Below are 22,769 nucleotides of genomic sequence, written 5' to 3'. Positions count from 1 at the left end.
ATTAAATAAAGAAATAAAAAAGGTAAAGTTTCATAAACTTTACCTTTTTTTAATTTTAAACGATTTAAAAAACCGATTATAAATTTGCTAAAATATCTTTTACTTTAGCTGAAATCAATTTTCCTTCCGCTTTTCCAGCTAATTTAGATGAAGCAGCTCCCATTACTTTTCCCATATCTTTTGGAGAAGTAGCTCCAACTTCTGCAACGATTTCTTTAATTGCAGCAGTTAATTCTTCGTCTGATAATTGTGCTGGTAAAAATTGTTGAATAACTTCTGCTTGAGCCAATTCTTTTTCTGCTAATTCTGCACGTCCGTTAGTTTCAAATTGTTCAGCAGCTTCTTTACGTTGTTTTACTAATTTTTGTAATAAAGCAATTTCTTGATCTTCTGATAATTCACCATCAGCACCAGATGTTTTCGCTAATAATAATTCAGATTTTACAGCTCTTAAAGCTTCTAAAGCAACAGTATTTTTAGCTTTCATTGCTTCTTTTAACTGTGCCATTATTTGAGTTTCTAAATTCATTTTTTTTGCTTTTAAATTACAAATTTAAGATAAAAAAAGGCTCATTACAAAAGCAATGAACCTTTTCTATAATAAGAATATTTTTTACGAGTGATCGTTTATTAATCTACGTTATCGTGTAAAAAATTGTTTGGACGAATTTGTGTTTCGTTATTACGATTTGTTCCTACTGAAAAATCAGATGATTGATTATCATTACGATCAGACAAGTTTAAACCTTGACGTTTGTAAGCAGGAATTGTTTCATATTCATCTACTTGAGAATTTGTCATCGTATTATTAAATTTAAAATTAAATTGTTTTAAACGATTTCTTCTCTCTTCAATCATGCTATTTAATTCTGGATCATTTGAATCTTCAATTGGATGATTAAATGGATCTGTTGCAATTTCCACTTCTTCTGCTTGTGGAAGAGTTGAATGAGCCATATTAGATTGTACATAATCTCCAAATCCTTCGTTTTTTGGAGCTTGGTATCCTGTATAATTATTTTGAGGATAATTAGACTGTTCTGAAGCTACCGGATTTGAATATGAATTATATGTTTGATTGTTATTTACATTATTTGTTTGTTCTTGTGAACTGTTAAAATCAGATTTTAAACGTGGTTCGAAATCATCGTAAGAACGTTTTTCTTGAACTGGTTCATCTTCAATATCATCTAATACATAACGTTTTGGCGCATTGTTTTCTTCGAAAGATTGCTCTGGTGTATTATGATAAGATTGTTGTTGAAAATTTTGATTAATATTCGCTTGACGATAATTATTTTGTGGCGCCTCTGGAGTTTGATTTTGTTGTGGCGTTTGTGGTGCTTGTTGAGGAGCAGCAGAACGTCCAAAATCTAACGTCATTGGTTTTACACGATTTACAAAAGGTTGATCAACAGACAAAGTTTTATTGATAGGTTGTTCTTCTTCTAAAGTATGAACAATTTTTTGTTCTTCTTTCCCTGTGTAAGTTTGATCTTCTGTAGGAAAACCAGTTGCTACAACAGTTACTGAGATAGAATCTCCTAAATCTAAGTCTTCACCAATACCCATGATAATATTTGCACTATTACCAGCTTCTTGTTGAATATAATCGTTGATGATACCAATTTCATCCATTGTAATTTCGTTATTACCAGATAAAATCAATAACAATACGTTACGAGCTCCTGTAATTTTGTTGTTGTTTAACAATGGAGAATCTAAAGCAGAAGAGATTGCATCTTTCGCTTTGTTTTCACCAGAACCTTGTGCAGATCCCATGATAGCAGTTCCAGAATTTTTAAGTACTGTACGCGCATCACGTAAATCGATGTTCATTGCATAGTGCTGTGTAATAACTTCTGCAATACCTTTTGCTGCAGTTGTTAAAACCTCATCAGCTTTTGAGAATCCATTTTTGAATCCTAAATTCCCATATAATTCGCGTAATTTATCATTGTTGATAACAATCAATGAATCTACGTTTTGTCTTAATTTTTCAATACCTTTTTCGGCTTGTTCCAACCTCATTCTTCCTTCGAAAAAGAATGGCGCTGTAACGATACCAACTGTTAAGATATCCATTTCTTTTGCAATACCAGCAATTACTGGCGCTGCTCCTGTTCCTGTACCACCGCCCATTCCGGCAGTAATGAACACCATTTTAGTTCCTTCGTCTAAAACAGCTTTTACGTCATCCATACTTTCGATGGCTGATTGCTCTCCTACTTCAGGATTTGCTCCAGCTCCTAAACCTTCTGTTATAGCTTGACCTAATTGAATTCTTGTTGGTACTGGACTATTTGCTAATGCTTGAGAGTCCGTATTACAGATTACAAATTCTACACCTGCAATTCCTTGTTCAAACATGTAGTTTACGGCATTGCTACCTCCACCACCTACTCCGATTACTTTGATAGCTTGAGATCGGCTCTTTGGTAAGTTGAACACAATATCTCCTGTTAACATATCACTCATATTCTTCTTATTAAATTGGTTCGTAATTTATTCTAGTTTATTCTTATTATTCAGTTTCGTTGATCATTTGGATAAATTTATCCGTCCATTTTGAAAAGAAATTTTTCTTTTCTGGTTTAGATTTAGCTTCTTTCTTTTCTCCAATCTCTTGGTCCAAGAATTCGTCTACTATTTCTTCTCTTTTTGGTTTTTGGATTACTTCTTTCTGCTCTATCAAAACTTCAACTTTTTCAGTCTTATTGTGTTGAGTAGTATGAATTCCTATTTCTAATTCTTCTTGGTTATTAAGATTATTAATCACTGGTTTTTCATAGATTTCGTGCTGATAATTCGCCGCTAATTCTTCTAAACCTTTCATTAATAACCCTACAGATGTTGCATATTCTGGTCCACTAATTTCTTCTGCTTTAGCTCCCACAATATGTTCGTTGGAGTATCCAATTCTAACATCCATTCCAGTAACATATTCTGTTAACTGTCGAATGTGTTTCAATTTAGATCCACCACCTGTTAAAACGATTCCTGCAATCAATTTTTTGTTTTGATCTTCGCAACCGTAGTTTTTCAATTCCAAATATACTTGTTCCAAAATTTCTTGCACACGTGCATGAATAATTTGTGACAATCTTTTTAATGATATTTCTTTTGCTTCACGTCCTTTTAAGCCAGGGATTGAAACAATTTCAGTTTCTTTATTTTCTCCAGGCCAAGCTGAACCAAATTTTTCTTTTAATGCTTCTGCTTGTTTTCCTATAATAGAACATCCAACTTTGATATCTTCCGTAATTACATTTCCGCCAAATGGAATAACAGATGTATGACGAATGATATTATCCTTGAAAATTGCAATATCCGTTGTTCCACCACCTATATCTATTAATGCAACACCAGCTTCTTTTTCCTCTTCGCTAAGTGCAGCACTAGACGATGCAATTGGTTCTAAAGTAATACTTGCCAAACGTAAACCAGCAGCTTTTACACAACGTGCAATATTTCGAATTGATGAAACTTGTCCTACAACTACATGGAAATTAGCTTCTAGACGACTTCCGTACATTCCTATTGGTTCACGGATTTCACCTTCATTATCAACCTTGAATTCTTGAGGGAGAACATGGATAATTTCTTCTCCAGGTAACATTACCAATTTGTAAACTTGATTTGTTAATAACTTTAAATCGTTATCATCAATCACATCTTCCGAATTAGTACGTGTAATATAATCACTGTGTTGTAAACTACGAATATGTTGTCCGGCGATACCAACAGTAACATCAGTAATTTTAACACCAGATGACCTTTCAGCCTTATCAATTGCTTCTTTTATCGAATTAATTGTTTGTGTAATATTATTCACAACTCCTCTGTGCACACCCAAGCTTTTTGCTTGTCCGTGTCCAAGAATTTCGATTTTTCCGTTTTCATTTTTTCGTCCGACAAGCGCTACAATCTTTGTAGTCCCTATGTCTAAGCCAACTGCAATCTTACTATTGTTTTCCATTTTTTATACGTTTGGTTGCTACAACTTGGTTTACAAATTTCAAGCTCAGTTTTGCATAATCTTCAGTTCCTATAAAATCAATATATTGATTATAGAATAATTTTAGATTGTGCAACTTTTGTTCAAAGTTGTTTAAGGTTCCTAATTCTATATAATAGTTTCCTGTGTTTACAATTAAATTAAAAGAACGTTGTCCTACTTTTTGAATGGCAATGATGTGATTTTTTAATAAATCGTCTGCTTTCAAAGCTTGTACAAATTTACTTAAATCTTCATATTCATTCGGTTTTACATCACCAGAAACTAAGATTACGTCCGCTGAATTTAATTTAGATAAAGGCATTTTTTCGCCTTTTGTTGTCAAATAAAATTCATCTTTCAGCGTCTTTATTCTTGCTACTGCTGAGTTTGCTTTTATGTCAAGTCGTAAATGTCCGTTGATATCTTTACTTACTTGTACAGAATCCACAAAAGGACTCTCACTTACTTTTTGTTCGATTTCTTTTACATTCACATCTCGTAGAGATTTTTTCAGAATGTCTTTTCCACCTTTATTAATGATATTTCTTATCGATTCATCATTAATAAAATAATTATCAACTGGCTGAATAAATGCCACGTCAATTTTTTCCACTTTACGTGAAGCATTCTTAATTACCGTAAAACTAATCAATCCGATTAATAAGGCAACCCCAAAAATCACTTTTATGATTTTCAATTTACGCTTCACTTAACCACTCTTTTATTGGTTTAACAATTGTGTCAATATTTCCTGCTCCGACAGTCAATAATACATCAAAATCTTGTTTTTTGATGTTTGATAAACTATCTTCTAATGAAGATACTATTTTTTCATTTAAATTTACCTTTTCTAGCAACCAATTTGAAGTAATTCCTTCGATTGGCAACTCTCTTGCAGGATAAATATCTAATAAAATTAAACTATCTAACTGCGATAAACTTTGTCCAAATTCTTCTGCAAAGTCTCTTGTACGTGTAAATAAGTGAGGTTGAAAAACACCTAAAACTTTTTTACCCGGATACAATTCTCTAACTGAACGAATTGCAGCATTTAATTCTGTTGGATGATGCGCATAATCATCGATGTAAATCTTTCCTTTTGATTCGAAACGATTAAAACGTCTTTTAACTCCTATAAAAGTAGATAAAGCTTCTTTTATTTTATCGTGTGGAACTCCCATATAGTCTGCAACAGCTAAAGCTGCAATTGCATTTTCCATATTATGATGTCCTGGCAATAAAATTCCAACATCTTTCAATGAACCATTTGGCATTTTTACATCAAAAACATAATAACCATCAATAATTCTTACATTGTGTGCATTATAATCTGCATCTAAATCTACTCCGTAAGTAAATGCATTATCGAAAGGCAAACCTTTGTGAACAAATAATTTGTCTTCTACAATTGATGCGAACTCTTGAAATGATTTTTTTACTTCATCTCTTTCTCCATAAATATCCAAATGATCTGCATCATCACTTGTGATAATCGCTAATTTTGGAGAAAGACGTAGAAAAGAACGATCAAACTCATCAGCTTCTGCAACTGTATATTTAGAACCATTTAGGATGATATTCGAATTGTAATTCTCTGCTATTCCACCTAAAAAAGCTGTACATTCTACATTTGCAACTTTTAAAATATGTCCTAAAATAGATGAAGTTGTTGTTTTTCCGTGTGTTCCAGCAACTCCAATATTATATGTATGTTTCGTAATTTCACCTAATACTTCAGAACGTTTCATTACTTTAAAATCATTGACTAAGAAATAATTAAGTTCTGAATTTTCTTTTGGTACTGCTGGCGTATAAATCACCAATGTATTTTCTGGAGTTACTCCTACTGGAATTAACTCGATGTTATCTTCGAAATGAATATCAATTCCTTCAGCAATCAATTCAGTCGTTAGTTCAGTTTGTGTTCTGTCATACCCAACAACTTCTTTTCCGATTGATTTGAAGAAACGTTCCAAAGCACTCATTCCGATTCCTCCTGCACCGATGAAATAATAATATGTTTTATCTAAAATATTCATTATAATAAATTCAATAATATATCTACAATCTCTTTTGTCGCGTTCGGTTTTCCTAATTGCTTAATGTTTTGAGATAATTTATTTTTTAATTCTTCATTATTTGCCAAAGCAATTACTTCTTTGACTAAATTTTGTTTTGCATCTACATCTTTTACCATAATTGCAGCTTGCTTATCAACCAATGCTTGAGCATTTTTAGTTTGATGATCTTCGGAAGCTGTTGGTAAAGGCAATAAAATAGTTGCTTTTCCTACTATACACAATTCCGAAATTGCCATTGCTCCTGCACGAGAAACAATCATATCGGAAGCTGCATATGCATCTTTCATGTTGTAAATAAATTCGGTTACATGGATTGTTGGATATTTATCACCAACCAAATTTTTGATTTTTTGATAATCTAACTTTCCTGTTTGCCAAATTAACTGAACGCCACTTTCAACAAATTCGTCAAGGTTTTCTAACCAAGCGTTATTCATTGCTCTTGATCCTTGTGAACCACCAACTGATAAAATGGTTGGTTTTTCTGGATCTAATCCAAAAGCTGAAATTGCTTCGGCTTTTGAAGGTAAATTTTGAAAAATTTCGGCACGAATTGGATTTCCAGTATAATGTACTTTTTCTAATGGAAATTGTGAAATTCCTTCGTAAGCTGTACAAATAGCACTTGCTTTATTTTTCAAAATTTTGTTGGTAATTCCTGGAAACGAATTTTGTTCTTGTAATAAAATCGGAACATTTTTGCTTCCTGCTACCCACAACATTGGTCCACTTGCATAACCGCCTGTACCAACTGCCAAATCTGGTTGAAAATCTTTATAGATTCTTTTTGCAAGGTTTAAACTTTTTATCAATTTGAAAGGGAATTTTAAATTCGCTTTCATATTATTTCTATCAAATCCAGAAATTGGCAATCCTTTTATAGCATAACCAACTTTTGGCACTTTTTCCATTTCCATTCTTCCTTCTGCTCCAACGAACAAAATTTGTGCATTTGGCAAACGTCTTTTAATTTCGTCTGCAATTGCAATGGCTGGATAAATATGTCCACCTGTTCCTCCGCCGCTTATTAAAACTTTAGGCGATGTCTTCGATGTATTCTTCACTTAATACTTTTCTATCTTGTTCTAATTCTTCTTTCGATTTTATTTGGGTACTTACACTCAAAATAATTCCGAACGAAATACATGTCATCCAAATGGATGTTCCTCCATAACTAATCATTGGTAAAGGTTGACCAGTTACTGGAATTAAATTAACTGCTACCGCCATGTTTACCATTGCTTGTATAATAATCGGCAAGCCGACTGCAAATACAAGTAATGTACCAAAAACGGTATGAATTTTTGATGCAATAATACAAATTCGAATTAATATCAAAAGAAAAATTCCTATTAATAAAATTGCTCCAATTGCTCCGTATTCTTCCACAATAATTGCGAAAATAAAATCGGAAGATGACTGAGGTAAAGTTTGTTTGAAAACACTTTTTCCTGGTCCAGCCATTTCATTTAATCCTCTTGCAATTGCTGCTTTTGCATGTAAAACTTGATAACTTTCTAATCCAGAATCATCATTAAATTTCTCTATACGCGACATCCATGTATGCACACGAGAATTTGTAACTAAGTCTGGTCGAGATAAAGCCATCCATACAAATCCTCCACCAAGTATCAAACCAACACCAGCAATTGTAAATAAATATTTGAATGGAAATCCACCAATAATCAGTAATATTCCACACATCCCAGCTAACATCAATGCTGTTGATCCATTAGAAGGAAAAATTAATCCTACGATTACAATAATTGGTAAGAATAATGGAATTGCTGTGTTTTTCCATGTATATTCTTTATCTCTGTTTTTTGTTAAATAACGTGCGATATAAACAAGTAATGCTTGTGATGCAATCATAGAAGGCTGAATACCAATACCAGTTCCGGGAATGGTTAACCATCGTGCTGCATTTGCTCCACCAATTGTTTGCCCTTGAACGAGTGTTATCGCTAAAACTACAGAAAGTATAACAACCGCTGTTAAAGCAAATAAACCAAACCAACGGTAATCGACACGTTGTAATCCATAAATGATAAATAAACCAATTAATAAAATTCCAGCATGTTTTGCTAAGTGACCAAAAATAGTTCCCGAACCTACTGTATACACCAAGTTTGAACTTGCTGAATAAACTGGCAAGAACGAAAATAGTGCTAACAATAAAATGAAAGCCCAAAGCGGTTTATCGCCTTTAAAATATTTTTGTACGATGTTAGACATTGGTTGGTTTTGTTATTATAATTTACGTACGTTTTCTTTAAACTGATCTCCTCGATCTTCATAACTATTGAACAAGTCAAAACTTGCACAAGCAGGTGATAAAAGAACGGTTTCTCCTTTTGTTGCTAATTTATATGATTGCGCAACACAATCTTTCATATTATTTGTTTCAACAATTGTATCGATGTATGGACTGAAAAATTCAACAAGTTTTGTGTTGTCAGCACCTAAACAAACAATTGCTTTTACTTTCTTTTTCACGAAAGGTAAAACTTCATTGTAATCGTTTCCTTTATCAGTTCCTCCAACAATCCAAACGACTGGTTTTCTCATACTCTCTAAAGCAAAATATGTAGCATTTACATTTGTCGCTTTAGAATCGTTGATAAAATCAATTCCGCCAATTGTTAAAACAGGCTCTAAACGATGTTCAACAGATTTAAAATCTGATAAACTCTTTTTTAAATCCTCATTATTGATATCAATAATCTTTGCAGCAACAGCTGCTGCTAATGAATTAGAAACATTGTGTTTACCAATTAATCCTAAATCATTCACTAACATTGTAAAATCACCATTCGAATCATTCACACGAAATAATTCATTATTTGCGTATGCTTCATTTGTTGCATCCATCATTGTGAACGGTTTGCGATGAGCGCGAATATTAATATCATCTATCATCTCCATTGTTTTTGGATCATCAAGATTGTAGATAAAATAATCGTTTTCATCTTGGTTTTCAGTAATTCTGAATTTAGACTTTGCATACAAATCAAATTGATAATTGTATTGGTCTAAATGATCTGGTGTGATGTTTAATAAAATCGCAACATATGGTTTGAAATCTGTTTTGATATCATCTAACTGAAAACTACTCACTTCTAATACATAATAATCGAAGTTGTCTTCAGCTACTGATTTTGCAAAACTTTTTCCGATGTTACCACCTAATCCTACATTTAATCCAGCTTGCTTCAGGATATGGAACATTAAACTTGTTGTTGTTGTTTTTCCATTAGATCCTGTTATCGCAATAATTTTTGCATCTGTGTAACGAGATGCAAATTCAATTTCAGAAATAATTGAAACTCCTTTCGCTTCTAATTTCTGAATTAGCGCTGCTTTTTTTGGAATACCTGGACTTTTCATTACTTCATCTGCATTCAGAATTAATTCTTCTGTGTGCTGACCTTCTTCATAAGCAATTCCGTACTCCTCCAAAAGTTTTTTATACTTATCTTTTATTTGTCCCATGTCCGAAAGAAAAACATCAAAATTTTCTTTCTTCGCAAGAATAGCTGTTCCTACTCCACTTTCTCCTCCTCCTAAAACGACTAATCTTTTCATTTTTATCTAATCTTTAAGGTAATGATACTAATTACCGCTAAAATGATTCCGATGATAATTGCACGTACCACGATTTTACTTTCATGGTAACCTAATTTTTGAAAATGATGATGCAAAGGAGACATTAAAAATATTCTTCTCCCTTCGCCAAATTTCTTTTTCGTGTATTTGAAATAGGACACTTGTAACATTACTGATAAACTTTCTGCGAAAAATATTCCACATAAAATTGGCAGTAATAATTCTTTACGAACGATAATTGCCAAAACAGCAATAACACCTCCGATTGTTAAACTTCCTGTATCTCCCATGAATACTTGTGCAGGATAGGTATTATACCAAATAAACCCTATCAAACCTCCAAGGAATGCTCCACAGAAAATTAATACTTCTTCTGAACGAGGAATAAACATGATATTCAGATAATCTGCAAACATGATATTTCCCGAAACGAAGACAAACATAGCTATAGCAGCCATAATTACAGCTGAACTACCTGCTGCTAAACCGTCTATACCATCTGTTAAATTTGCTCCATTCGAAACTGCTGTAATGATAAAAATTACGGCAAAAATGAAAATTGCAGCAACTGCCCATGTTGGTCGATCTTGCGCATCCATCCAAAATAAAATATCCGAATAGTTAAATTCATTTCCTTTTACGAAAGGCATTGTTGTTTCCAACGTTTTTTCTTCTGGACCAAATTTAATTGGTCGATTGTATTCTGTTTGTTCTGTTCCCACAGAAGCTTTCACTCTATTTTCTTGATGTTTTACGGTAACTGTTGGACTGAAATAAAGCATTAATCCAACAACAATTCCAAGACCTATTTGCCCTAAAATTTTAAATTTTCCCTTTAAACCTTCTTTGTTCTTTTTAAATACTTTTATGTAATCATCTAAAAAACCAATTACACCTAACCAAATTGTTGAAACCAACAAAATGATAATATAAATATTGTCTAATCTTGCAAAAAGTAAAGTCGGAATCAATGTTGCTAGAATGATGATTAAACCACCCATTGTTGGCGTTCCTGCTTTTTCGATTTGCCCTTTTAAACCTAAATCTCGAACAATTTCTCCCATTTGTTCTTTACGCAAATAACTAATGATTCGTTTTCCGTAAAACAAACTGATGAACATTGCCAATAAAATTGCCATTCCCGCTCTGAAAGACGTGTATTGAAACATACGTGCTCCAGGAAAATGAATACCTTCTAAATAATCAAATAAATAGTATAACATTCTTTATTTGTTCAATATTTTACTTAATTCTGATGCAACTTCTACATCAGAAAAATGTGTTCTTACTCCGTTAATTTCTTGATACGTCTCATGACCTTTTCCCGCAATCAAAATAATATCTTTAGGTTCGGCCATTTTAAGGGCTGTTTTTATAGCTTCTTTACGATCGGTAATTTTCAAGGTGCGATTATAAAATTGCGCTTTCACACCAACTTCCATTTCGCGAAGAATCTCTTCCGGATCTTCGGTTCTTGGATTATCTGATGTAAAAATAGAAAGATTAGATTTTTCGCTCGCGATATCTGCCATTTCTGGACGTTTTGTTTTATCACGATCTCCACCGCATCCTACAACTGTTATTAGTTTTTCGTTTTTGGTACGAATTCCTTCTATTGTTTCTAAAACATTTTCTAGCGCATCAGGTGTATGTGCATAATCTACGATTATAATAATTCCTGATTCTGTTTTGAATGTTTGAAAACGACCATCAACATTTCCAAGTGTGCTCAAAGCTTTTAAAACTTCTAATTCATCTTGTCCTAAAACCGAAGCAACACCGAAAACTAATAATAAATTATATGCATTGAACTGACCAATTAATGAAGTCCAGAATTCTTTTCCGTTGAATTCTAATTGCATTCCATCAAATTGATGTTCAATAATTTTCCCTTTAAAATCTGCATCAGTTTTTAGTGCATACAATTTTTTTGTTGCAACTGTATTCTGAAGCATCACTTTTCCGTTTTTATCATCTGCATTTGAAATTGCTGTTGACGTTTTTGGTAAATCGTCGAAGAATTTCTTTTTTGCTGCAAGATAATTTGCAAACGTTTTGTGATAATCTAAATGATCGTGTGTGATATTTGTAAATCCAGCAACTTCGAAATGCAAACCTGCAATTCTATTTTGATGAATTCCGTGCGAAGAAACTTCCATAAAAGCAAATTCGCATCCTCTATCCACAGCTTCGCGAAACATTTTGTTCAATGTCAAAATATCTGGCGTTGTATGCGTAGATGGAATCACTTCACCATCGATCACAATTTTAATTGTCGAAACTAATGCGCAAGCATATCCTAACTTTGTAAACAATTCGTACAACAATGTTGTCGTTGTTGTTTTTCCATTTGTTCCTGTAACACCAACAAGTTTTAAATCTTTTGTTGGATTTCCATAAAAGTTTGATGCTAAAATTCCTAATGCAATTGTTGAATTTTCAACTTTTACATATGTTATTCCTTCAACTAAGTTTTCTGGCAAAACTTCGCAAATAATTGCTTTAGCACCTAAACTAATTGCTTTATCTATATACTGATGTCCATCAACTGTAACTCCATTTACAGCGACGAAAACATCATCTTTTGATACTTTTCTTGAATCAAATTGAATATTATTGACTTCAACTTTTGTTGAAGCAATCGTTTCTGAGATGGAAACTTTATATAATAAATCAACTAAATTTCTCATCCTTCCAACATTAAATAAATTGTCTCACCCTTCTTAAATCTTGTTCCCGCAGGAATGGATTGATTTTTCACTCTTCCAACTCCTGAATATTGTACATCTAATCCTAAATTTTCTAATACAGAAATCGCTTTATGTCCTGTGTGACCAGTTACATTCGGCACTATATTTTTAGAATTACCTACGTTAATTTCATCTCCTTTTTTAAACTCTTTTACAACATTCTTTTTGACTAAATCGCTAGGCAAAGGTATTGGAGTTTTTGAATAGACCCAATCGGCAATTTTCTTGAAAACTGGAGCAGTTACACTCCCTCCATAAAACCCTTTCGCTGTATTTGGTTTATGCACTACTACGATACAAGAATACTTTGGCTTTTCTGCTGGAAAATATCCTGCAAAAGAAGCACGATATTGCATTCCTTTCCCTTCACGCTTCCAATAATCTACACGAGCAGTTCCTGTTTTTCCTGCAATATCATAATTACTATTACTAATAATACGTCCAGTTCCTTGCTCGACTGCTCCGCGAAGCATTTCTTGCATTTGTTTTACATTTTCCAAAGATGTTAATTGATCAACTAAAACAACTGGTTCGAATATTTTATCAGGTTCACCTTTACGCGTAATTTTATCCATGAATAATGGTTTTAGCATTTTACCATCATTTGCTACTGCGTTATAAAATGTCACGATTTGAATTGGAGTTAATTGCAATCCATATCCATATCCCATTACAGGTAACGTAATATTACTCCAAGATTTACTATCTGGACGATGCATAATTGGACTTCCTTCTCCAAGAATATCAACTCCAAGAGGCGATGTCATATGCCACTTATCCATTTTTTTGAAGAAAGCTTTTGGGTTTTCTCCATAATATTTATTGATAATTTTTGCTGTTCCGATGTTAGAAGATTTCTTCATAACACCATCTACTGTCAATGTTCCGTATCCATGCGTATCATTAATTGTACGACCATAAAATTTATAACTTCCTCCTCCAGTTTCTACTGTTGAATTTTTATTAATAAACCCATCATCCATTGCAGCAAGTAAGGAAACTGTTTTAAAAGTAGATCCTGGCTCAGCAGCTTCTCCAACAGCATAATTATAGTCATCTATATATGTACCATCCTTTTTACGAGACAAATTAACAATTGCGCGTATTTTTCCTGTCTGAACTTCCATCACGACAACACTTCCATGTTGTGCTTCAAACTCAGAAAGTTGTTTGTATAAAGCATCATAAGCCACCATTTGCAAATCCGCATCTATTGTTGTGTAAACAGATGAACCTGCTTGAGGTTCTTGCTCCCAACTTTTCATTGGTTTCCATTTTCCACGTCCCATAAATTGCTCCCAACGACGACCTTCAATACCGCTTAATAAATCAGAATAAGCACCTTCTAATCCAACTTTTCCACGTTGATCATCGTAACCAATTGTACGAATACCAATATCTTGAACAATTAATTCTCGTTTTGATTCAGTTTCATGAATAAAACCACCTTTGTTTTGACCTTTATTGAAGATTGGAAATTTTCTGATGCGTTGATATTGCTCATAATCCAAATCTTTCACCAACATCATGTAACGATTTTTCTTTTTACGCTCTGTAGAAAATTTATCGTAAAAATAAGATGGAGATTTTGTAAACATCTTACCTAAAGAATCGGCAAGATTGTGCATTTCCGTTTTAAACAATTCATCTTTAATAACTGTTAAATCCACATAAACATTGTGTTTTGTAACAGTTGTAGCCATTAAAGCTCCGTTCGAAGCGTATAAATTTCCACGCTCGGCTGTAACAGTATCTAACCTAAAGTTGTTTTTTTCCGCAAAACGCTCTAATTCAACTCCTTCTACAATATTTATTCGAAACATAAAAACAATAATAAATATTGCCCAGATCGCAAGCGCGCCGGCAAACACCCATCCTTTGATGACAATATTATTTTTATTTTTCGCTGACTTCGTCATAAACTTTGTCTACTATATAATAAGGTTGTTTATCTGGAATTTTCAAACCATACACAGCTGTACGTTCTAAAATTTCCGTTTCTAATTGCATACGCATTAAATCGCGATGCTTATCTGTATATTGAGATTTTAAATCTTCTACTTTATCTTGTAATTCAGCAATACGAACTACTTTTCGATCTACTAAATGCGAACTTGAAATACTCAAAAAAGCTAAACCTACCAAATACAACATAAACTTCCAATTTTGTTCTGAGCCAGTTTTAATTAAAAACTCACCTCTTAACAAACCTGTAAAAGTTTTTTTCTCTGGTAATATTTTTTTCTTTTTTGCCATTCCTTATATATTAATCCTCGTTTCGAACCGCAATACGCATTTTTGCACTACGCGCTCTCGGATTTTCATTAATTTCTTCTTGCGTTGGCACAATTACCTTTGATTGTAAAGGTTTGAAAGGTGCCGACCAATTTCCAAAAACATCACGTTCTGGCTCTCCTTCGAACATTCCGTTTTTCATATATCGTTTTGTTAAACGATCTTCTAATGAATGATAAGAAATAATCACCAAGCGACCTCCTGGTTTTATTACTTCTCCACATTGTGTTAACATATCTTTCAATGCAGCCATTTCATCATTTACTTCGATTCGTAATGCTTGAAACATTTGAGCAAAAAATTTATTTTCCTTCATTTTTGGAATAAACGAAAATATTTGTTTCAATTCATCAATTGTATTGATTTCCTTATCCGCTCTTGCTTTCACAACTTCTCTTGCCAAACGATACGAACCTTGCAATTCTCCAAAATCATAAAAAATACGCGCCAGATCTTCTTCTTCGTATTCATTAATAATTGTTTTTGCAGAAAGTTTCGCATTTTGATTCATTCGCATATCCAACTCTCCATCGAAGCGAGTTGAAAAACCTCGTTCTGGCGTATCAAACTGATGAGAAGAAACTCCCAAGTCACCTAAAACACCATCTACTTGTTTTACCCCGCGAAATCTTAAATTATTTTTCAAAAATCTAAAATTTTGCTCGATCAACTCAAATCGATTGTCTTCTATTTTATTACGAATTGCATCAACATCTTGGTCAAATGAAAATAATTTTCCATTTTGATCCAAACGACTCAAGATTTCACGTGAATGACCTCCGCCACCAAACGTACAATCTACATATATTCCCGATTCATTAATAATTAATGCATCGACACTATCTTTTAATAATACTGGATTATGATACTCACTCATCTTCTCCTAAATTTCCCATTACATCTTCTGCCAAAGAAGCAAAATCTAAATCATCAACGTTAATTGACTCTTCATATTTATCTTTATCCCAAATTTCAATCATGTTTACAGATGAATTCAGAACGACTTCTTTATTAATTTCTGCAAATTTCACTAAATCTTTTGAGATTTGCACTCTTCCATTTGCATCAACTTCGACAACTTTTAATCCAGCTGTAAAAATTCTAATAAAATCATTATTTTTTTTCACAAATCGATTCAATTTATTTAAATCGTTCATCACTTTTTCCCATTCTTTCATAGGATGAAGCTCTAAACAATTTTGAAACACAGATCGTTTCAACACAAAACCATCTTCCAAATAATCAACAAGTTGTTTCTTCAATCCTGCTGGTATCGGGAGTCTACCTTTTGTATCTACCTTACACTCATATGTTCCAATTAATGAATTCATGATAGAATTTTTTCAAAAATAAAAAAAATATTACCACTTATTACCATTTTTTACCACTTTTATTAAAATAGTTATCAACAATTTAAAATTTAGTATCAAACAGTTAGGATTTTTATAACGCAAATACCTTGTTTTTTTTGAGCGTTTTGCATTTATATAGACCTTGTTTTAATTTATAGACAACATCATTATTAAAGTTTTTTGGATAAAGCACGAATTAAAAAATATAATTAATTAAATTTGTCCACTTAATATCGAGTAAATGTTTTTTAGCTTAAAGAAAAAAGATAAGTTCTCTTACATAGAAGAAGGAGAAGGACAACCAATTGTTTTGCTTCACGGTTTAATGGGTGAACTTAGTAATTTTAGCTCACTTACAGATTTCTATATAGAGAGAGGATACAAGGTTTTCGCTCCGGAACTACCTATTTATTCACTACCTGTAATTAGTACAAATATTAAAAACATTGCGAAACACGTTGCAAAGTTTATTGAAGAAATTGTAAAAGAGCCAGCTATTTTAGTCGGAAATTCATTAGGAGGACACATAGGTTTGATGGTTTGCCACAAACATCCAGAATTTGTAAAAGCACTTTGCTTAACTGGAAGTTCTGGTTTATATGAAAAATCTTTTGGTGAAACCTATCCTAAACGCGGAAATTATGAATATGTAGAGCGTAAAACACGCGAAGTATTTTATGATGCAAATGTAGCTACAAAAGAAATTGTGGATGATGTTTTTAACACTGTTAATGACAGAAATAAAGCCATCAAAACTTTATATATTGCTAGAGATGCGATTAAATCTAATATGAAAAATGATTTAAAAGACATCAAAATACCAGTTTGTTTAATTTGGGGAAAACAAGATAATGTAACTCCTCCAGAAGTAGCAATAGAATTTAACGAAGAATTGCCTGATGCTTCTCTTTATTGGATTGACAAATGTGGACATGCTCCTATGATGGAACATCCTGAATTATTCAATGAAATTTTACACAAATGGCTAATTGAAAAACAATTAGATCCAGCTACAAAAGCATAAACACATGATTAAAAAAGCTGAATTCGTAAAAAGTTCACAAAAATATACAGATTGTCCAGATCCTTTCAAACCAGAATATGCATTTATTGGACGTTCTAATGTTGGAAAATCATCATTAATCAATATGTTAGCAGATAAAAAAGCGTTAGCTAAAACATCTGCAACTCCAGGTAAAACTCAATTGATTAATACATTCGAAATGGATGATACTTGGTATTTAGCCGATTTACCAGGTTATGGTTTTGCAAAAGCGCCTAAAGGTGTTCGTGGTGGTTTCAATAAAATGATATATGATTATATAGAGTTTCGTAAAAACTTAGTTAATGTATTTTTATTGATTGATTCTCGTCATTCACCTCAAAAAATAGATTTACAATTTATGGAATGGCTTGGGAACAAACAGATTCCTTTTGCTATTGTGTTTACAAAATTAGACAAACTAACAAGTACACAAATGCAAAAAAACTTAACTCATTATAAAAATGAGTTATTAAAAACATGGGAAGAATTACCAAAAATATTTACTAGCTCTGCTTCAAGTAAAATTGGTAAATTAGAGATCTTAGGCTACATTGATAGTTTGAACGAACATCTTGTAGATGAATTCAAAAAAGAACAATACAAAAAAGAATATTAAAAAAGTCGGAACTAAGTTCCGACTTTTTTAATATTCTACTTTTTTACCTCAGAAGATTTCGCATTAAAATCATTCATACAAGGTTCTATTAACTTCATTAATCTTTCTTGCAATTCTGGAGTTGGATTATTCATTTGCAACATTTCTTTGTAAGTGAACTCGTCCATCATTTTATCTGTTGAACAATCGCAGTATTTTTTCACCAATTCTTTCTTTTCTGCAGACATTCCTTCCGTTGTTGCAGCGTTTTCACAAGCAATCATCGCTTGTGCTTTTTGTTCAGAATTATTTTTATCTGCTTTCGCATTACAACTAATAATTGTTAAGCCAAAAATTGTTACTAAAATTATATTTTTCATGGGAATAGTTTTATGTGTTTTTAATTTCTACAAAATCATTAATAGCTTCTACATAACCCGCTAAACCTTTTCCAGAAATAATTTTTAAGCAACCTTCTCCAGTTACACTATTTTTTCTGAAATCTTCTCGCGCATAAATATCAGAAATATGTACTTCGATTACTTTGGTTGTAATTGCTTTTATTGCATCTGCAATTGCATATGAATAATGTGTATATGCACCAGCATTCAAAATTATGCCATCATATTTAAATCCAACCTCGTGCAATTTATCAATAATATCTCCTTCATGATTTGATTGATAATAATGTAAGGAAACATCTGGAAATTGTTTTTTTACTTTAACAAAGAAATCTTCGAATGTTTGTGTTCCGTAAATTTCTGGTTCACGAACTCCAAGTAGATTTAGATTAGGACCGTTTATAATTTGTATTTGTTTCATTTTCTTGTATTTATAGATATTATTTTAGATATAGATATTTCAAAAAATTATTTTTTTAACTTTTTATTATTAAATTTTAAGTTTTTGGCACAGATGTTGTATTTACTATTTTACCAACCTATTACCATATAAACCAATCTAAACCAAAAAATCAACCAAACCTTAAAATCTCATTTAACTAATTGTTAATTGGGATTTTTTTTTAATATCCATATTTCCCTTTCCATCTTTGGTTAAGTTGCTGTTTATCCATTTGTTCACGTTTATTATTCCCTGGCTCATAGAATGTAGTTCCAGAAATTTCATCTGGAAGAAATTCTTGTTCAACAAAACTTCCTGGAAAATCATGCGAATACTTATATTCTTTTCCATAATCTAAATCTTTCATCAATTTAGTTGGAGCATTTCGCAAATGCAATGGAACAGGTAAATCTCCAGTTTGTTTTACAGCTTGCTGCGCTTTTGCAATCGCTAAATAAGTTGCATTACTTTTTGGAGAATTAGCTAAATAAACCGCACATTGACTTAATAAAATTCGAGATTCTGGGAAACCGATAACCGAAACAGCCTGAAAAGTATTATTTGCCAAAATCATTGCTGTAGGATTTGCATTCCCTATATCTTCCGAAGCTGAAATTAACAAACGACGCGCAATGAATTTTAAATCCTCGCCGCCTTCTATCATTCTTGCTAACCAATAAACAGCTCCATTCGGATCAGAACCACGAATAGATTTAATGAAAGCAGAAATAATATCGTAATGTTGTTCACCCGTTTTATCGTAACGAGCTAAATTTTGCTGAATACGTTCGTGAACAATCTCATCGGTAATTACAATTTTTTCTGTTGGTGAAAAACTATTAATAACCAATTCCAATCCATTTAATAATTTTCTTGCATCACCTCCCGAATATCGTAACAATGCATTTGTTTCAACCAACTCGATATCTAATTGAGATAAAACAACATCACTTTTTATAGCTCGATTGATTAAATCAACTAAATCTTCTTTTTCAAGATGTTTTAACACATAAACTTGCGCTCGCGAAAGCAAGGCTGGTACAACTTCGAAACTAGGATTTTCGGTTGTCGCACCAATCAAAGTTACAAGGCCAGTTTCTACAGCACCTAACAAACTATCTTGTTGAGATTTGTTGAAACGATGAATCTCATCTATAAATAGAATTGGATTCCTTGTTCCTGAAAACAAATTTTGACTTTTTGCTTTTTCTATTACTTCTCGCACTTCTTTTACACCAGAATTTATTGCACTTAAGGTATAAAAAGGGCGATCTGTTAATTCAGAAATTAATTTAGCAAGCGTTGTTTTTCCAGTTCCTGGAGGTCCCCAAAAAATCATAGAAGCAATCATATCGTGTTGCAACATCATTTTTATCGGCCCATTTTCGCCCACTAGATGCTTTTGATTAATATATTCTTCAAGCGTTTTCGGACGCATTCTTTCAGCTAAAGGCGCATTCATAAAATCTTGTTTAGATTTCAAAGTTAGGGAATGTTTTGTCAAAATGAATCATTTTTTCGACGACATATTTTGGCTTTTATATTTATTTTCTTTGTGTTAGAATAAAAATTTAAATGATGAAGAAAGCGTTAGAATGTGCTTTAATTTTAACAAGAAAGCACCAACTTTTGGGTGATAAAATTGCTTTATCGACAGATTATTTAAAAAAGATTGAATTAAAGGATAAACAATTAGAAATTAATAAGCAAATGATCAATTTCTTGATTGAACTACAAGAATTTGTAGAATTTATCAAGGTTAATCAAGAACTTAAATTAATGTATATCGAATTGGTTAATTATTATTTCAATCAGATTCATCATCAAATTAATTTTTATGAGATTGAATTGGATCGTTTAGAATTTGAATCTAAATTTTCGATTAATTTAATTAATCAAATGAAGTTGATTGAAAAAAAATGTGAAATAAATTCAGTTCAAGAAAAATTAAATTCTTGTTATAACATTATTAATTCATAGAAAAACATTTTCGGCACAATTTTTATTGTAAATTCGAGTTTATATTTAGAATTGAAATGAAAAAATTAACAATGTTTTTTAGCTTAATGCTTTTATCGTTAAGCTTTGCATTTGGTCAACAAAATAATAAGCCAAAGATTTATAACGAAGATGCAGATCCTAAAGTAGATATTGCAAATGCAGTACAAAAAGCTTCTGCTGAAAAGAAACATGTCTTAGTAGAGATTGGAGGAAATTGGTGTGCGTGGTGCGTGATGTTTGATAAATTGACAAAAGAAAATCAAACTATAAAAGATTATATCGACAAATACTACGAAGTTGTTCATGTTAATTATTCACCAAAAAATAAAAACGAAGAAACGTTAGCTGCCTTGAAACATCCAGAACGTTTTGGATTTCCTGTTTTTGTTATATTAGATGATAAAGGAAATTTGATTCACACACAAAATTCTGCTTATTTAGAAAGTAAAGAAGGGAAAGGTCATGATCCGAAAGCTGTATTAGACTTTTTAGAGAATTGGTCTTACATTGCATTAGATCCTGTTAGTTATATTAAAAAATAATATCTCATAGAAAATAGTAAGAATCAATCTTAAAACAAATCGTTTTTATTTAGATTGATTCTTTTTTTATTTCTCTTATTGATTAACTTTGCGAGATGAACACTTTTTTAGTGAAACCATTTATTTTATTGGTTAGATTTTATCAATTAGCTATCTCTCCTTGGATGGGGAATAATTGTAGATATCAACCAACTTGCTCTTCTTATATGATAGAAGCGCTAAAGGAACATGGTTTACTAAAAGGTTTATGGCTCGGAACAAAAAGAATCGGTCGTTGTCATCCTTGGGGAGGACACGGATACGACCCTGTACCTAAAAAGAAAAATTAATGATTAACTTATTTTCGTTTATCGATTGGGATCCACAATCTTATTTATTTGAAATAGCAGGATTCAAAGTACATATTTATAGTTTATGTTGGATAGTAGCCTTTGTTGTAGGTTGGTATTTGATGGCTAACATTTTTAAAAAAGAAAATCAGAAAAAAGAATTACTTGATCCTTTATTCCTATATACATTTATTGGCGCTATAGTTGGAGCAAGACTTGGAGAATATATATTTTATGATCCAGCAGCTTTTATCGAGCGACCAATCGAGGTTTTTTTACCTGTACAACACGCACCAGGGAAAAGCACTTTATTTGGTTTATTACAAAATTACGAATTCGTAGGATTTAGTGGATTAGCAAGCCATGGAGCTGCAATAGGTGTTATTTTAACATCGTACTTATTCAGTAGAAAATATTTGCACCGCAATGTTTTGTGGTTACTAGATAGAATTGCAGTAGTTGTTCCTTTTGGTGGAGCTGCTGTTAGAATAGGAAATTTCTATAACTCAGAAATTGTCGGAAAACCATCAGAATTACCTTGGGCAGTAAAATTTCATCAACAAAGTTTGGGTTACGGAGAAGTTATTCCTCGTCATCCAGCTCAAATATATGAAGCTATTGGGTATGTTATCTTAGGCTTTGTTATGATTTATATGTACAATAAAACTGACAAAAGAAAATATTTAGGTGCTTTGTTAGGCGTATTCTTATTTTTATTATTTTTAATACGTTTCATCGTGGAATTCTACAAAGAAAACCAAGGTGAAGAAGCTGTAGCAGAAACTATTAATATAGGCTTAAATAACGGACAAATATTAAGTATTCCTTTTATGTTAATTGGAATCTATTTATATATCTCATCTAAAAATAGATTAGATACAAATCAACCTTAAAATTATTATAAACTTAGAAATAAATTTAAACTTATGGGATTTTTTAAAGAATTTAAAGAGTTTGCTGTAAAAGGCAACGTAGTAGATTTAGCTGTCGGTGTTGTTATCGGTGGTGCTTTTGGTAAAATTATAACTTCTTTAGTTGAAGATATTATTACTCCAGCACTTTTAAATCCAGCTTTGAAAGCTATTAATGCTGAAAACTTATCAGAATTAGTCGTTCCAGGAACTGCAATAAAATATGGTAGTTTTCTAGCTGCAACTATTTCTTTTATCGTTGTTGCATTTGCTTTATTCTTAATGATTAAAGGAATTAACAAATTAAAAAGAGAAGAACCTGCTGAAGAGGCAGCTCCTGCTGGTCCATCTCAAGAAGAATTATTGAGTGAAATTCGTGATTTGTTAAAAAACAAATAATTCATTTTAGTTCAAATAAT

The 22,769-nt window shown here is 32.1% G+C and carries 24 protein-coding genes; 7 read left to right on the top strand and 17 right to left on the bottom strand.

The annotated features are described in order from the left end of the window. Window positions 1-76: 76 nt before the first annotated feature. The 14 genes from ACMHJW_RS05135 to mraZ form a co-directional block, all read right to left on the bottom strand. Window positions 77-529: a GatB/YqeY domain-containing protein gene (locus ACMHJW_RS05135; RefSeq protein ID WP_413532352.1), complete on the bottom strand. Its 453-nt coding sequence runs from the start codon at window positions 527-529 to the stop codon at window positions 77-79. 101 nt (window positions 530-630) lie between these two features. Beyond that, a complete protein-coding gene (gene ftsZ / locus ACMHJW_RS05130) occupies window positions 631-2,469 on the bottom strand; it encodes a cell division protein FtsZ (RefSeq protein WP_413532581.1) in 1,839 nt (612 codons plus the stop codon). 55 nt (window positions 2,470-2,524) lie between these two features. Then, window positions 2,525-3,979: a cell division protein FtsA gene (ftsA, locus tag ACMHJW_RS05125; RefSeq protein ID WP_413532351.1), complete on the bottom strand. Its 1,455-nt coding sequence runs from the start codon at window positions 3,977-3,979 to the stop codon at window positions 2,525-2,527. Then, complete coding sequence (locus ACMHJW_RS05120) at window positions 3,966-4,709, bottom strand: cell division protein FtsQ/DivIB (protein WP_413532350.1); 744 nt, start codon at window positions 4,707-4,709, stop codon at window positions 3,966-3,968. Before ACMHJW_RS05120 ends, ftsA begins: the two co-directional genes overlap by 14 nt. Then, entirely contained in the window at window positions 4,699-6,039 is a 1,341-nt protein-coding gene (murC, locus tag ACMHJW_RS05115) for a UDP-N-acetylmuramate--L-alanine ligase (protein WP_413532349.1), read from the bottom strand. The genes ACMHJW_RS05120 and murC overlap by 11 nt, the downstream gene beginning before the upstream one ends. Further along, window positions 6,039-7,145 (bottom strand): undecaprenyldiphospho-muramoylpentapeptide beta-N-acetylglucosaminyltransferase, encoded by a 1,107-nt coding sequence (gene murG / locus ACMHJW_RS05110; RefSeq protein WP_413532348.1) that lies wholly within the window; start codon window positions 7,143-7,145, stop codon window positions 6,039-6,041. The genes murC and murG overlap by 1 nt, the downstream gene beginning before the upstream one ends. Further along, on the bottom strand, window positions 7,117-8,316 hold the full coding sequence (locus tag ACMHJW_RS05105; RefSeq protein ID WP_413532347.1) for an FtsW/RodA/SpoVE family cell cycle protein: 1,200 nt from the start codon (window positions 8,314-8,316) through the stop codon (window positions 7,117-7,119). The genes murG and ACMHJW_RS05105 overlap by 29 nt, the downstream gene beginning before the upstream one ends. A gap of 15 nt (window positions 8,317-8,331) precedes the next feature. Then, window positions 8,332-9,666: a UDP-N-acetylmuramoyl-L-alanine--D-glutamate ligase gene (murD, locus tag ACMHJW_RS05100; RefSeq protein WP_413532346.1), complete on the bottom strand. Its 1,335-nt coding sequence runs from the start codon at window positions 9,664-9,666 to the stop codon at window positions 8,332-8,334. Between the two features lie 2 nt (window positions 9,667-9,668). Continuing rightward, window positions 9,669-10,910 (bottom strand): phospho-N-acetylmuramoyl-pentapeptide-transferase, encoded by a 1,242-nt coding sequence (gene mraY / locus ACMHJW_RS05095; protein WP_413532345.1) that lies wholly within the window; start codon window positions 10,908-10,910, stop codon window positions 9,669-9,671. Between the two features lie 3 nt (window positions 10,911-10,913). Further along, on the bottom strand, window positions 10,914-12,377 hold the full coding sequence (locus ACMHJW_RS05090; RefSeq protein WP_413532344.1) for a UDP-N-acetylmuramoyl-L-alanyl-D-glutamate--2,6-diaminopimelate ligase: 1,464 nt from the start codon (window positions 12,375-12,377) through the stop codon (window positions 10,914-10,916). Then, window positions 12,374-14,356, bottom strand: a complete 1,983-nt coding sequence (locus tag ACMHJW_RS05085; protein ID WP_413532343.1) for a penicillin-binding protein — start codon at window positions 14,354-14,356, stop codon at window positions 12,374-12,376. The genes ACMHJW_RS05090 and ACMHJW_RS05085 overlap by 4 nt, the downstream gene beginning before the upstream one ends. Further along, window positions 14,334-14,693 (bottom strand): FtsL-like putative cell division protein, encoded by a 360-nt coding sequence (locus ACMHJW_RS05080; protein WP_052217625.1) that lies wholly within the window; start codon window positions 14,691-14,693, stop codon window positions 14,334-14,336. The genes ACMHJW_RS05085 and ACMHJW_RS05080 overlap by 23 nt, the downstream gene beginning before the upstream one ends. Window positions 14,694-14,703: 10 nt before the next feature. Beyond that, entirely contained in the window at window positions 14,704-15,609 is a 906-nt protein-coding gene (rsmH, locus tag ACMHJW_RS05075) for a 16S rRNA (cytosine(1402)-N(4))-methyltransferase RsmH (RefSeq protein WP_413532342.1), read from the bottom strand. Beyond that, on the bottom strand, window positions 15,602-16,063 hold the full coding sequence (gene mraZ / locus ACMHJW_RS05070) for a division/cell wall cluster transcriptional repressor MraZ (RefSeq protein ID WP_413532341.1): 462 nt from the start codon (window positions 16,061-16,063) through the stop codon (window positions 15,602-15,604). Before mraZ ends, rsmH begins: the two co-directional genes overlap by 8 nt. Window positions 16,064-16,325: 262 nt before the next feature. Here mraZ and ACMHJW_RS05065 point away from each other — a divergent pair, with 262 nt between their 5' ends. Both ACMHJW_RS05065 and yihA read left to right on the top strand, forming a co-directional pair. Then, complete coding sequence (locus ACMHJW_RS05065) at window positions 16,326-17,108, top strand: alpha/beta fold hydrolase (protein ID WP_413532340.1); 783 nt, start codon at window positions 16,326-16,328, stop codon at window positions 17,106-17,108. Between the two features lie 4 nt (window positions 17,109-17,112). Then, complete coding sequence (gene yihA / locus ACMHJW_RS05060) at window positions 17,113-17,745, top strand: ribosome biogenesis GTP-binding protein YihA/YsxC (RefSeq protein WP_413532339.1); 633 nt, start codon at window positions 17,113-17,115, stop codon at window positions 17,743-17,745. A 35-nt stretch (window positions 17,746-17,780) separates the two neighbouring features. On the opposite strand, the gene ACMHJW_RS05055 is transcribed toward yihA, so the two are convergent. From ACMHJW_RS05055 to ACMHJW_RS05045, 3 genes are all read right to left on the bottom strand, one after another. Further along, entirely contained in the window at window positions 17,781-18,104 is a 324-nt protein-coding gene (locus ACMHJW_RS05055) for a hypothetical protein (RefSeq protein WP_413532338.1), read from the bottom strand. A gap of 10 nt (window positions 18,105-18,114) precedes the next feature. Continuing rightward, a complete protein-coding gene (locus ACMHJW_RS05050) occupies window positions 18,115-18,546 on the bottom strand; it encodes a type II 3-dehydroquinate dehydratase (RefSeq protein ID WP_413532337.1) in 432 nt (143 codons plus the stop codon). 202 nt (window positions 18,547-18,748) lie between these two features. Next, window positions 18,749-20,029, bottom strand: a complete 1,281-nt coding sequence (locus tag ACMHJW_RS05045; protein WP_413532580.1) for a replication-associated recombination protein A — start codon at window positions 20,027-20,029, stop codon at window positions 18,749-18,751. A 116-nt stretch (window positions 20,030-20,145) separates the two neighbouring features. Between ACMHJW_RS05045 and ACMHJW_RS05040 the strand changes: the two genes are divergently transcribed. The 5 genes from ACMHJW_RS05040 to mscL all read left to right on the top strand — a co-directional run bounded on the left by ACMHJW_RS05040 (window position 20,146) and on the right by mscL (window position 22,749). Continuing rightward, the gene (locus tag ACMHJW_RS05040; protein ID WP_413532336.1) at window positions 20,146-20,547 is read left to right on the top strand and encodes a hypothetical protein; all 402 of its coding nucleotides are present in this window, start codon (window positions 20,146-20,148) and stop codon (window positions 20,545-20,547) included. A gap of 56 nt (window positions 20,548-20,603) precedes the next feature. Beyond that, window positions 20,604-21,110 (top strand): thioredoxin family protein, encoded by a 507-nt coding sequence (locus ACMHJW_RS05035; RefSeq protein ID WP_413532335.1) that lies wholly within the window; start codon window positions 20,604-20,606, stop codon window positions 21,108-21,110. A gap of 95 nt (window positions 21,111-21,205) precedes the next feature. After that, window positions 21,206-21,439 (top strand): membrane protein insertion efficiency factor YidD, encoded by a 234-nt coding sequence (yidD, locus tag ACMHJW_RS05030; protein WP_413532334.1) that lies wholly within the window; start codon window positions 21,206-21,208, stop codon window positions 21,437-21,439. After that, window positions 21,439-22,332 carry a prolipoprotein diacylglyceryl transferase gene (gene lgt, locus ACMHJW_RS05025; protein WP_413532333.1) on the top strand — a complete coding sequence of 298 codons (894 nt, stop codon included), beginning with the start codon at window positions 21,439-21,441 and terminating at the stop codon, window positions 22,330-22,332. Before yidD ends, lgt begins: the two co-directional genes overlap by 1 nt. A 33-nt stretch (window positions 22,333-22,365) precedes the next feature. After that, entirely contained in the window at window positions 22,366-22,749 is a 384-nt protein-coding gene (gene mscL, locus ACMHJW_RS05020) for a large conductance mechanosensitive channel protein MscL (protein ID WP_413532332.1), read from the top strand. Window positions 22,750-22,769: the final 20 nt, after the last annotated feature.

The organism is Empedobacter brevis, assembly GCF_965118635.1.
In the GTDB taxonomy this organism is placed as follows: Bacteria; Bacteroidota; Bacteroidia; order Flavobacteriales; family Weeksellaceae; genus Empedobacter; species Empedobacter brevis_A.
This window is presented reverse-complemented; position numbering and strand designations above follow the sequence as displayed.